The organism is Flavobacterium chungbukense (genome assembly GCF_020805785.1).
Classification (GTDB): Bacteria; Bacteroidota; Bacteroidia; order Flavobacteriales; family Flavobacteriaceae; genus Flavobacterium; species Flavobacterium chungbukense.
This window is the reverse complement of the sequence record NZ_JAJGZV010000004.1, coordinates 75831-87753: the sequence shown is the minus strand read 5'-3', so window position 1 is coordinate 87753 and position 11923 is coordinate 75831. Positions and strand designations below refer to the sequence as shown.

Here is an 11923-nt window from a genome sequence, read left to right as displayed (position 1 = left end):
AAATAAAAAATGTTATATAAAAGAAGTAGTCAGCTTTTTGCTGAAGCAGAAAAAGTAATTCCAGGAGGAGTAAATTCACCAGTAAGAGCATTTAAAGCAGTTGGCGGAACTCCGATTTTTGTAAAAAGTGCCAAAGGTGCTTATTTATATGATGAAGATGGAAACAAATTAATAGATTATATCAACTCTTGGGGACCAATGGTTTTAGGTCACGCTTATCAACCAGTTGTAGATGCGGTGATCGAAAAAGCAAAATTGGGAACTTCATTTGGAATGCCAACAGAATTGGAAACAGAAATTGCAGCTTTGGCTGTTTCTATGGTTCCGAATATTGATAAAATACGTTTTGTAAATTCTGGTACAGAAGCTTGTATGAGCGCAATTCGTCTGGCTCGGGGATTTACAAAAAGAGATAAAATTGTAAAATTTGCAGGCTGTTATCACGGACATTCTGATTCATTTTTGATTCAGGCAGGAAGTGGAGCTGTTACTTTTGGTTCGCCAAACAGTCCAGGAGTTACAGAAGGAACTGCAAAGGATACTTTATTAGCAAAATACAATGATTTAGAAAATGTAAAAACATTAGTTGAAGCTAATAAAGGAGAAATTGCTGCTATCATTATTGAAGCCGTTGCTGGAAATATGGGATGTATTCCACCTGCAAAAGGTTTTCTTGAAGGTTTAAGAGAATTATGTACAGCAAACGGAATTTTGCTGATTTTTGATGAGGTAATGACAGGTTTCCGTTTGGCTAGAGGTGGAGTTCAAGAGTTGTATGGAATTGATGCTGATATTGTAACTTTCGGAAAAGTAATTGGCGGAGGACTTCCAGTTGGCGCTTTTGCTGCTCGTGAAGAAATTATGAATCATTTAGCGCCGCTTGGACCAGTTTACCAGGCAGGAACATTATCTGGAAATCCGTTGGCTATGGCAGCGGGATTGGCAATGTTGAAAGCTCTTGATAATGATAGAGAAATCTTTACTCGATTAGAAGAAAAAACAGCATATTTAGAAGCAGGAATTGATAGAGTTTTAAAAGCAAACAATGTTGTGTTTACAATCAACAGAGTTGGTTCAATGATTTCAGTTCATTTTGATGCAAATCCAGTTACTGATTTTCAAACGGCAGCAAAAGGTGATAACGAAACATTTAAAAAATTCTTCCACGGATTACTGCAAGAAGGCATTTACATTGCACCATCCGCATACGAAACTTGGTTTATTACAGATGCATTAACTTATGAAGATTTAGATTTTACAATTAATGCAATTGATAAAGTTTCGAAGACATTTTAATTCATAAAAATGATATCAAAGGCTCACTTTCTCTAAAGCTGAGCCTTTTTTATGGCTAAAATAAATTAGTTAATAAAAAGTTAATGCAAATAGCTTTTGTTGTATCATTCTAAGTAAAATTTATTTTTGTTTGTCAAATAATTAACTAAACCTACAATAAATGAATAAATTTTTCATTTTATCAGCAATAGCTGTCTTTGCGCTATTTCCTTCTAAACAATTTGCACAGAGTAAAAAGAAAGATCAAAAAGAAGTTCCGGCTGTTGCACCAGAAAAGAAACCAGAATCTTCCATTAAAGATTATAATAAAGTAATTACGAAAGATGCTGTTTCAGACGAAGGACTTTTTACAGTTCATAAAGTAGATAAAAAATACTATTTCGAGATTCCGAATAAGTATTTAAACAAAGACATGCTTTTAGTGAGTCGCTTGGCAAAATTGCCTTCTAATTTGGGCGGAGGTTATGTAAATGCTGGTTCTGAAACCAATGAACAGTTAATTGTATGGCAGCGTTTTCAAGATAAAATTTTAATCAAATCAAAATCGTATAATTCGGTTGCCAATGACAGCCTGCCTATTAGTATTTCGGTAAAAGCGAATAATTATGAACCTACATTATTTGCTTTTGATATCGTTGCTTTTAGTAAAGATTCTGCTAACACTGTTATTGATGTGACTAAATTTTACAATACAGATGTTAAAGCAATTAGCGGAATTTCTCCAGAAATGCGTGAAACCTATAAAGTTAAAGGTTTAGATGATTCAAGAAGTTTTATTACTGCGATGAAAAGCTTTCCGATGAATATTGAAGTAATTCAGGATTTTACTTATAATGCATCGAAACCATCGATATTAGAAGAATCAGAATCGATAAGTATTCAAATGAATCAATCGATGATTTTACTGCCAGAAGTGCCGATGAAACCAAGATTAGCAGATTCACGCGTGGGATGGTTTACGACAAGTCAGTACGATTATGGAAGTAATGAATTAAAATCGGATTTGAAAACCTACATCAGACGCTGGAGATTAGAACCAAAAGATCTCGAAGCGTATAACAGAGGTGAATTGGTCGAACCGATAAAACCAATCGTTTATTACTTGGATCCTGCGACTCCTGAAAAACTAAAAAAATACATCAAACAAGGAATTGAAGAATGGCAGAAACCTTTTGAATCAGCAGGATTTAAAAATGCTATTATTGCAAAAGACGCGCCAACGAAAGAAGAAGATCCAGATTTTAGTCCAGAAGATGTGCGTTATTCAGTAATTCGATATGTAGCAAGTACTACACGAAATGCAGTTGGACCAAGCGTTTCTGATCCAAGAACAGGAGAAATTATAGAAAGTGATGTAATTTGGTATCACAATCATTTACGTTCGTACAGAAACAGATATTTATTAGAAACGGGAGCAGCAAATCCGTCAGCGAGAACGTTACAAACTAGCGATGAAGAAATGGGCGAAATGATGCGAATGGTTATTGCTCACGAAGTAGGACATGCATTAGGATTTCCGCATAATATGGGAGCAAGTTGTGCTTTTGATGTAGAAAGTTACAGAAACGGAGCTTTTACACAAGAAAATGGAATTTCAGCGAGTATTATGGATTATGCTCGTTTCAATTACATTGCACAGCCTGGAGATCAAAATATTCGATTTATTCGTAAAATGGGAGCTTATGATCATTATGCTTTAAATTGGGGCTACAGAGTTATTCCGACCGCGAAGTCTCCTGAAGCTGAAGTGCCAACTTTAGACAAATGGATTTTAGAAAAAGCAGGAAATCCGATTTATAAATTTGGAAAACAAAGCAGCGCTTTTGATCCTTCTTCACAAACGGAAGATATTGGGAATAATTCAATGAAAGCAAGTTCATATGGACTTAAAAATTTAGAATATGTAGCAGGTCATTTAAGTGAATGGACCAGTAATGCGACTAATAACTATGAAGATTTAGACGAATTATACAAAGAATTATTGGATTGCTGGAGTCGTTATGTTGGACACGTTGTTACCAATGTCGGTGGTATTTATGAAAATACTAAAAAACCAAATCAAAAAGGAAGTGTGTACGAAGTTGTACCAAAAGCCAAACAAATTGAAGCGATGAACTGGCTTCAGAAAAATGCTTTTGAATCGCCAACGTGGATTGTCAATACGAAAACATTGCAAAATACGGAATTTGCAGGTTACACAGAGAAGTTTAGAAATCTGCAAGTGAGACAGTTGAATAATCTGATGACTTTAGGAAGAATTGGAAGATTGATGGACAACGAAATTTTGAGCGGCGACAACTACAAAGCTTTAGATTTCTTTAAAGACATTCGAAAAGGAATCTGGAAAGAATCGGCTACTGCGTCAAGCGTAACGGTATATCGCAGAAATTTACAGCGTGCTTATATTGACAGAATGGGTTTTTTAATGATAGAAGAAATTAAACCGACAGATAGGTCTACAATTTTCTATAATGTTTCGCAATCAGATTTGAGAGCTTTAGTTCGTGGAGAATTAAATGCCTTAAGAAAATCACTTGTTGCAGGAAAAGCTGGAGCAATAAATACAGAAACAAAATACCATTATGAAGATTGTATCAAAAGAATAGATTTGATATTGAATCCGATAAAATAATAAAAACAAAAAAGAGGCTTAACTAGCCTCTTTTTTTTGCATCAAATTAGATTTTTTCTTTTCTGTGCTCTTTCATTTTATCTTTTTTCTCTTCCTGTAAAGTTTTCCATTTGGTATATTGGTCAGCTTTTAAGATCGATTTCATTTTAGCGTCGTTTGCAGCTACTTCGTCTTCCATTTGTTTTTTGAAAGCAGCTTTTTCTTCAGCAGTTGGTTTAGTGTTGCTGTCTTTTTTATCTTTTCGAGCTTCTCTAAATTTTTCAGCTTTAGCGCTTCTGTCTGCTAAAAGTTGTTTAACCTGAGCTTGCTGACTAGCATCTAAACTTAATTCTGTCGTTAATTTTTGAAGTTGTTTTTCATTACGCTGTTCTGGAGTCATTCTTTCTCTTGGTTCGCGTGATGGTTTTTGATCTGCATCTTGTGCAAAACTTGCTATTCCAACGAATAACATAGCTGCGATAAATAATTTTTTCATATCTAAGTTTTTTTATTGTTTTATAGTAATAAGACTTTTTGAAATTAAATTGGTTTAATCGGATTGTCAGAATTATACTTTATTTAACAAAACTAAAAGCAGTTGCTTAAAATTGTTTAACTTAGTAAAACTGTATGTGTTCAAATCTAAATCAGCATTAATTATGAGTTTAAATAGTATTATAGCGAATCGAAAAATTGCCTTCTTTTCGACTCAGCCTTATGACAAAACGTTTTTCAATAAATATAATTCTGATTTTGGCTTTGAATTAGATTTCTTTGAAACGCAATTAAATCCGCAAACAGTAATCTTAATTGAAAAAGCTGAAATTGTCTGTGTTTTTGTTAATGACATTGTAAACGATACAGTTATCAAACAATTGGCAGAAAAAAACGTAAAAATTATTGCCTTGCGTTGCGCCGGATTTAATAATGTCGATTTAGAAGCTGCGAAAAAGCATAACATAAAAGTATGCCGAGTTCCTGCTTACTCTCCGCAAGCTGTTGCCGAACATGCAATGGCGATGATTTTGACTTTAAACCGAAAAACACATAAAGCATATAACAGAGTTCGCGAACAAAATTTTTCTCTAAACGGATTATTAGGTTTTGATTTATTTGGAAAGACAATCGGAATTATTGGAACTGGAAATATCGGAAAAGCATTTTCTAAAATTGCATTGGGTTTTGGCTGTAAAGTTTTGGCCTATGATATTGTTGAAAGCGAAGAAATGAAGAAAGATGGCGTTTCTTTTGTGAGTTTAGAAGAGATATTTAAATCTAGCGATATTATTTCGCTTCATTGTCCACTAAATGATCAAACAAAACACGTTATCAACAAAACGTCAATTTCTTTTATGAAAGAAAGCGTGATGATTATCAATACAAGTCGTGGTGGATTAATCGAAACATCATCGGTTATTGAAGGTTTAAAAGAAGGTAAAATTGGTTATTTAGGAATTGACGTTTACGAACAAGAAGAAAAATTATTCTTTCGAGATTTATCGGCAGATATCATTCAAGACGATGCCATTCAGCGTTTAATGAGTTTTCCGAATGTTTTGGTAACAGCACATCAAGCATTTTTTACAAATGAAGCTTTGACACAGATTGCGCTAGTAACTTTTAATAATATAAAATCATTGCTGACGCGAGATGATATTGAAAATAAAGCGGCGCTTTTAGTTTAGAATTTAAACCTGTCAGGTTTGAGAAATCCTTAAATTAAATTATTATGAAAAATAAAATTCTAATTCTAATCGGAATCTTGGCATTTTATTCCTGTCAAAATAAAGAGAATTCAAAAAATATTGTCAAAACGATTGTGCAGGATACATTATCGAAAACAATAGGAGGAACGGCAGATTTAAGCGATGCGCCGCCAAGAGATGATAAAGCAGTGGAACTCATCAGAAAACAATTAAATGTTTTGTTGAAAAGTGATTTGCTAGCATTAACAAAAGACGATCGTTATTTTTATTATGAAGAATTTGATTTAAATAACGATAAGAAAAACGAATATTTTATTGGTTTCTCCAACTCTTATTTCTGCGGAAGCGGAGGCTGTTCAGGCTACATTTTAAATAACGGCGGAAGTGTAATCAACAAATTTACTGTAACCGATTTTCCAATTTATGTAACGACTTCAGTTACTGAAAAATTTTATGATTTGATATTTGAAAGCGGAGGAAAATTTCATCTTTTAAAAATGAAAGGCGGAAAATATCCTTCTAATCCTTCTGTTCAGGAAGTTGTAAAAGTTACAAAAGAAAGCACTAAGGTTTTGGATATTCAAGGAAAGAAATTGGAAAAATATTCGTTTTAAATTCCAATTTTAATTTATTTAAACTGGACTGAAGTCCAGCTCTACAATATGATTTGTTCCTTCGGAACTAGAAAAGAGCTTCAGCTCGATTTATATTGTATGGCCGGACTTCAGTCCGGTTGATGGTTGGAAATATAGATTCTAAATAAAAACCCGATAGGTTTATAGCCTATCGGGTTTGAAATATTATAAAATTCAATTTAAAATTTACCCCACCAATTCCACAAATTTAAACTCACCTTCAACAGCAACTTTAGTCAAACCATGTTTCGATAAATTTTTCATAGACGCATCCCATTTTTTACCGCTTAAGTTAGCAGAAACTTTAAGTTGCCCCAAATCCATTTTATTTTCATTTCCTTTCAATAAAGTAATGATTACTTTTTCTTCTTCTGTCAATTCAATTTGAGCTTGTTTTTTCTCAGGACGCATTTGTGGGAACAATAAAACTTCCTGAATAGAAGCATTGTTTGTTAAATACATAATCAAACGATCCATTCCAATTCCCATTCCAGAAGTAGGAGGCATACCGTACTCAAGAGCTCTTAAGAAATCTTCGTCGATAATTCCGTTTGCTTCATCATCACCTTTTGCGGCCAAACGCATTTGATCTTCAAAACGTTCTCTTTGATCAATTGGGTCGTTCAATTCAGAATACGCATTTGCAATTTCTTTACCACAAACCATTAATTCAAAACGCTCAGTCAAATCCGGATTATCACGGTGCTCTTTACAAAGCGGCGACATTTCTTTTGGATAATCAGTAATGAAAGTTGGCTGAATGTAATTTCCTTCGCATTTAGCTCCAAAAATCTCATCAATCAATTTTCCTTTACCCATCGTTTCGTCAACCTCGATTCCCATTCCGCGTGCGGCTTCGAACAATTCTTGTTCAGTTTTGCCAGAGATATCAAAACCAGTAAAATGTTTGATAGAATCTGTCATTGTAACACGTGCATAAGGCGCTTTAAAATTGATTGTATGCTCGCCAAAAGTAACTTCACTAGTTCCATTAACTGCAATTGCACAATGTTCCAATAAACCTTCAGCAAATTCCATCATCCAATTGTAGTCTTTGTAGGCTACATATATTTCCATTGCAGTAAATTCAGGATTATGCGTTCTGTCCATTCCTTCGTTACGGAAATTTCTAGAAAACTCATAAACACCTTCAAATCCACCAACAATTAATCTTTTTAAATATAACTCATTTGCAATACGCATGTAAAGCGGAATATCAAGCGAATTATGATGCGTAATAAACGGACGTGCCGAAGCACCACCAGGAATTGATTGTAAAACCGGAGTGTCAACTTCTAAATATCCAGCGTCGTTAAAATAACCACGCATTGCAGTAAATAATTTGGTGCGTTTAATGAAAGTTTCTTTAACCTGCGGATTTACAGTTAAATCTACATAACGCATTCTGTAACGTAATTCAGCATCATTAAATGCATCGTGTACATTTCCTTCTTCGTCAACTTTCGGTAACGGAAGCGGACGTAATGTTTTACTCAAGAAAGTAAATCCACTTACGCGAATACATTTTGCACCAACTTGTGTAGTAAATAATTCACCTTCAATACCAATAAAATCTCCTAAATCGGTTAATTTTTTAAATACTTGGTTGTATAAAGTTTTATCGTCACCTTCACACAAAACATCACGATTCACATACAATTGAATACGTCCTTCACTGTCTTGTAATTCAGCAAAACAAGCTTTACCCTGATCACGAACACTCATCAAACGTCCCGCAACGATAACCTTCTTACCTTCCTCAAAAGTTTCCTTTATCTGCTTCGAAGTATGATTTACAGGAAAAAGATTAGCTGGATAAGGATTGATTCCCAGATTGCGTAAATTTTGAAGTTTTTCTCTTCTGATGATTTCTTGTTCTGATAATGCCATTTTGTGCTTTTTTTTAAGTGTGCAAAGATAAAATTTTTGTTTCAAGTTTCAACTCAAAGTGTTAAGGTTTTTTGCAGCAGAAATTTATCGTTTTTTCATGAACGTTTTGTCCCGCTATCCGCTTGTATCTTTTTCTGGCTAAAGAAGCCAAAAAAAGGATACCGCTTCTATCGGGGCTAGATTAGAGGTTTTGGTTTTCATAAGACGTTTTGGTTGCGATGTTTGTTATTTTGAGTAAAATATTCCTGTAAGAAATAAACGAAAAAAAACGTAGTATCTTAGCTTCTTCGAACCAATCTCTCTTTAAAATAAAATGAAACATCTAGTACTCTTATTGCTTATATTTTTATTTGCAAGCTGTCAAATTACCGAAACACTTTCCATTAATTCAGACGGGAGCGGCACCATAAAACTAGAACAGTTTCGAGATGAAAACAGTTATATGCAATTGGCTGGAGAAGAATATTCAAAAGAAAATGTTTTTCAGGATACCACTTACATTTTTAAAGAATATATCGATAAATACAATGAAAATTTCACAAAATATACCGCTGAAGAACAGCAGTTATTTCAAAAATATTCGAATGTAAAAGTGCATCTTAAGAAAAGCTCTTTCGAAAAAGAATATAAAAATGAGTTTTCGCTTCAATTTCATAAAGTCTCAGAAATTCCAGATTTATTTAAGACAGAAAATTATGCCTCAGATATTCAGCATAATTATGCATTGACGGCAGAAAATAATTATTTCACGATTGGGTATTTTTTTAATGGAAAAATTTTTAAACGCTCGGTATCCATTATCAATACAAGCGAATTGGAAAAAGCAAAAGGAGAATCAGAAAAATTTGTTTCTAAATATGGCTCTTCAAAACTGGTTCAAAATTATATCTTAAAGTATCATTTTCCTTTTAAGATAAAATCAGTTTCTAATTCAAATGCGGTTGTCAGTCCAGACAAAAAATCTCTAACCTTAGAATTTTTGCTTTCAGATTTTTCAGGAAATCCCGCAAGTACAAATCTAGAAGTGGTTTTAGAATAATAAAGTTTGTTGGCTTCAGCATTTATGAACTTAGCAACTTAGTAGCTTAGAATCTCAGAATCTAAAAAGTTCGTATCTTTGATAAAAAATTGTACTACGATGAAATTATACAAATTACTTAGTTTTTGTTTTTTAATAGCGACATTAACAAGTTGCACTTTTACTGAAAATATTTATATCAACGATAACGGAACCGGAAAATTCTCTGTAGATATGGATGGGTCTTCTTTAATGGAAATGGCTGGAGACCAAATAGCGGGTCAAATGGGTGAAGATGCCAAAAAAGATATCGATTCGACTTTTACATTCAAGCAATTATTTGAACAGAAAAAAGACAGTATTTCAAAATTGTCTCCAGAAACTCAAAAAGAACTTAAAAAACTAGAAAACTTTGTTGTAATGACCAAAATGAGTTCGACTAAAAAACAGTTTTTAATGACTTTAGGAACCGATTTTAAAAATGTAAATGAACTTCAGGATATCTTACAGACCTTGAGTACGTTTCAAAAATTAGAAGGCGGAGCGGGAGCAAGTCCGTTAGGAAGTGGTTTTGGAGATAATAACAGTAAATTAAGTTATACTTACGACGGAAAAAAATTTGCAAGAAAAGCCGTAATCGATCAGCAAAAACTGGCAGCAAAACCTAAAGATTCTGCTGGAGATATGTCTAAAATGATGTTTGCATCTTCTAATTATATTGTAAAATATCACTTTCCAAAAAAAATAAAAAAAGTCTCTAATCCGAATGCTTTATTTAGCGACGACCGAAAATCACTTACAATTCAATACTCTTTTACGGATTATATGGAGAATCCTGACAAACTTAACTTTGATGTTGAGTTTGAAAAATAATTAAAATGAACAAAAAAATCCAACTTCAAGATCTGGGAAAAAGAGATTATAAGTCGACTTGGGAATATCAAGAAGAAATTTTTAAAGATATAGTCGATTTAAAAATCAAGAACAGAAGAGAAGAACTTGATTTGCCAACACCAAATTATTTATTGTTTGTTGAGCATCCACACGTGTATACTTTAGGTAAAAGCGGTGATTTAGAAAACTTATTATTAAACGAAAAGCAATTAGAAGCCAAAGGAGCGACTTTTTACAAAATTAATCGTGGTGGTGATATAACGTATCATGGACCAGGACAGATTGTAGGTTATCCGATACTTGATTTAGAAAATTTCTTTACCGATATTCATAAATATTTACGTTTTCTCGAAGAATCTATTATTTTAACTCTCGCAGAATATGGCTTAGAATCGGGTAGAAGCGAAGGAGAAACTGGAGTTTGGCTTGGCGTGGGAACTCCATTTGCACGTAAAATTTGCGCAATGGGCGTTCGTGCCTCGAGATGGGTCACCATGCATGGATTTGCTTTAAATGTAAATGTAGATTTAGGGTATTTTGATAACATAATTCCATGCGGTATTCGCGGAAAAGGCGTAACTTCTTTACATGTTGAACTTGGCGTAGAAAAGGTTGATGAAGAAGAAGTAAAGGCTAAAATTATTAAACATTTAAAAGCTTTATTTGAAGCAGAATTTATTTAAAATAGACTGCTAATCGTATAAACCGCTTCAATTTTTTGAAGCGGTTTTTTTGTTTTTTCTTGTAAATACTCCATAATTTCAATCTAATCTAGTCTCTTTTTAAACACCAAAAGAGTTTGTATAATTAAATAGAAAGCTGTTTTTTATAAAAATACATTCAAAAAAAATGAAAAAGTAAGGGACAAAAGTTAAGATTTTGAAAGGATGCTAAATTATATAACTTATGTAATTCTGTAGTGTATTTGTGCTAAATTTGAAAACATCGCAAGTAAAGTTTAATCAAATCTAACCAAATTCCTTATGAGAAAAATCTACTTATTATGTTTTCTGTTTATTCTTAATGGTCTTTTTGCTCAGAAGAAAGATAAATTATATGCCATTACTGCCTACGAAAAAGTTTGGCAAGAAAAAAACAGCGATTCCAGATTGAAATTGATTAAAACAATTTGGCTGGAAGACAGCACTTTTGAAGATCCTTCTGCATCTGTAAAAGGAACTGCAGCATTTAATAACGTGATAAATGAATTTTATAAAAAAAATCCAGATGCAATCTTAACATCAGGACCAAAGATTGTAAAAGACAATTATGTAACTTGGGAGTGGAAAATTGTCGATTCAAAGAATAATCTGATTATGGGCGGTCGAGATTTTGCCCGATTAAACGGAAAAGGTCAAGTCAGTAAAATTATTGGATTTTGGGACAAAGATGCCGCTTTGTCTGAGGCTGATGTGTTAAAAAATCTTGAAGTTGACAATCTAAAAGTAGTTGCAAAATATTATGAATGTCTTTTTAAAACGAGAGATTTTGATGCATTGGGCACTTTGATAGCTGATGGAGCCATTTATAATCAAGCAACTGGTTTGCCGTATGGAGGAACTTTTATTGGTTTTAGCGAATGGAATAAAATGTTTGCTAAATCAACAGAATTTTTTGAATTGCAAATAGAAAAAGAACCAACTTATTTTAGTGATGCTTCTAAAAATGAAGTTATTATTTATTTTACAATTAGTTGTAAATCTAAAAAATCAGGTAAAACGATGTCAATGCCTATATCTGAACATTTTGATTTAAAAAATGGAAAAATTACAGCAGTAAGACCTTTTTATTACGACACAAAACAATTTGCCGAATTTTTGAAAAGTAAGAAGTAATTAGTAAAAAGTAAATAGTAATTAGTTTAAAACAAAAC

Annotated in this window: 10 protein-coding genes; 8 read left to right on the top strand and 2 right to left on the bottom strand. The window is 33.1% G+C overall.

All coding sequences use genetic code 11. The annotated features are described in order from the left end of the window. Positions 1-9: 9 nt before the first annotated feature. On the top strand, positions 10-1296 hold the full coding sequence (gene hemL / locus LL966_RS14300; protein ID WP_229354210.1) for a glutamate-1-semialdehyde 2,1-aminomutase: 1287 nt from the start codon (positions 10-12) through the stop codon (positions 1294-1296). Between the two features lie 160 nt (positions 1297-1456). Continuing rightward, positions 1457-3928 carry a zinc-dependent metalloprotease gene (locus LL966_RS14295; protein ID WP_229354208.1) on the top strand — a complete coding sequence of 824 codons (2472 nt, stop codon included), beginning with the start codon at positions 1457-1459 and terminating at the stop codon, positions 3926-3928. 46 nt (positions 3929-3974) lie between these two features. On the opposite strand, the gene LL966_RS14290 is transcribed toward LL966_RS14295, so the two are convergent. Next, complete coding sequence (locus LL966_RS14290) at positions 3975-4403, bottom strand: hypothetical protein (RefSeq protein WP_229354206.1); 429 nt, start codon at positions 4401-4403, stop codon at positions 3975-3977. A 163-nt stretch (positions 4404-4566) separates the two neighbouring features. On the opposite strand from LL966_RS14290, the gene LL966_RS14285 reads away from it, so the two are divergent. Continuing rightward, positions 4567-5592 (top strand): 2-hydroxyacid dehydrogenase, encoded by a 1026-nt coding sequence (locus LL966_RS14285; protein WP_229354204.1) that lies wholly within the window; start codon positions 4567-4569, stop codon positions 5590-5592. Positions 5593-5636: 44 nt separating this feature from the next. Beyond that, on the top strand, positions 5637-6227 hold the full coding sequence (locus LL966_RS14280) for a hypothetical protein (RefSeq protein WP_229354202.1): 591 nt from the start codon (positions 5637-5639) through the stop codon (positions 6225-6227). Positions 6228-6434: 207 nt separating this feature from the next. Here the strand turns inward: LL966_RS14280 and lysS are convergent, their stop codons facing one another. After that, the gene (gene lysS, locus LL966_RS14275) at positions 6435-8138 is read right to left on the bottom strand and encodes a lysine--tRNA ligase (RefSeq protein ID WP_229354200.1); all 1704 of its coding nucleotides are present in this window, start codon (positions 8136-8138) and stop codon (positions 6435-6437) included. Between the two features lie 313 nt (positions 8139-8451). Between lysS and LL966_RS14270 the strand changes: the two genes are divergently transcribed. From LL966_RS14270 to LL966_RS14255, 4 genes are all read left to right on the top strand, one after another. After that, entirely contained in the window at positions 8452-9177 is a 726-nt protein-coding gene (locus LL966_RS14270) for a hypothetical protein (protein WP_229354198.1), read from the top strand. A 99-nt stretch (positions 9178-9276) separates the two neighbouring features. Beyond that, positions 9277-10029: a hypothetical protein gene (locus LL966_RS14265; protein WP_229354195.1), complete on the top strand. Its 753-nt coding sequence runs from the start codon at positions 9277-9279 to the stop codon at positions 10027-10029. A 5-nt stretch (positions 10030-10034) separates the two neighbouring features. Further along, positions 10035-10733, top strand: a complete 699-nt coding sequence (gene lipB, locus LL966_RS14260) for a lipoyl(octanoyl) transferase LipB (RefSeq protein WP_229354193.1) — start codon at positions 10035-10037, stop codon at positions 10731-10733. 300 nt (positions 10734-11033) lie between these two features. Next, positions 11034-11885, top strand: coding sequence for a nuclear transport factor 2 family protein (locus LL966_RS14255; protein WP_229354190.1), 852 nt, complete (start codon positions 11034-11036; stop codon positions 11883-11885). Positions 11886-11923 lie beyond the last annotated feature (38 nt).

Coding starts and splice junctions, on each gene's coding strand:
- LL966_RS14265 (WP_229354195.1), top strand. CDS start 9,277: ATGAAATTATACAAATTACTTAGTTTTTGTTTTTTAATAGCGACATTA.
- LL966_RS14280 (WP_229354202.1), top strand. CDS start 5,637: ATGAAAAATAAAATTCTAATTCTAATCGGAATCTTGGCATTTTATTCC.
- hemL (WP_229354210.1), top strand. CDS start 10: ATGTTATATAAAAGAAGTAGTCAGCTTTTTGCTGAAGCAGAAAAAGTA.
- LL966_RS14290 (WP_229354206.1), bottom strand. CDS start 4,403: ATGAAAAAATTATTTATCGCAGCTATGTTATTCGTTGGAATAGCAAGT.
- LL966_RS14285 (WP_229354204.1), top strand. CDS start 4,567: ATGAGTTTAAATAGTATTATAGCGAATCGAAAAATTGCCTTCTTTTCG.
- LL966_RS14255 (WP_229354190.1), top strand. CDS start 11,034: ATGAGAAAAATCTACTTATTATGTTTTCTGTTTATTCTTAATGGTCTT.
- LL966_RS14270 (WP_229354198.1), top strand. CDS start 8,452: ATGAAACATCTAGTACTCTTATTGCTTATATTTTTATTTGCAAGCTGT.
- lysS (WP_229354200.1), bottom strand. CDS start 8,138: ATGGCATTATCAGAACAAGAAATCATCAGAAGAGAAAAACTTCAAAAT.
- lipB (WP_229354193.1), top strand. CDS start 10,035: ATGAACAAAAAAATCCAACTTCAAGATCTGGGAAAAAGAGATTATAAG.
- LL966_RS14295 (WP_229354208.1), top strand. CDS start 1,457: ATGAATAAATTTTTCATTTTATCAGCAATAGCTGTCTTTGCGCTATTT.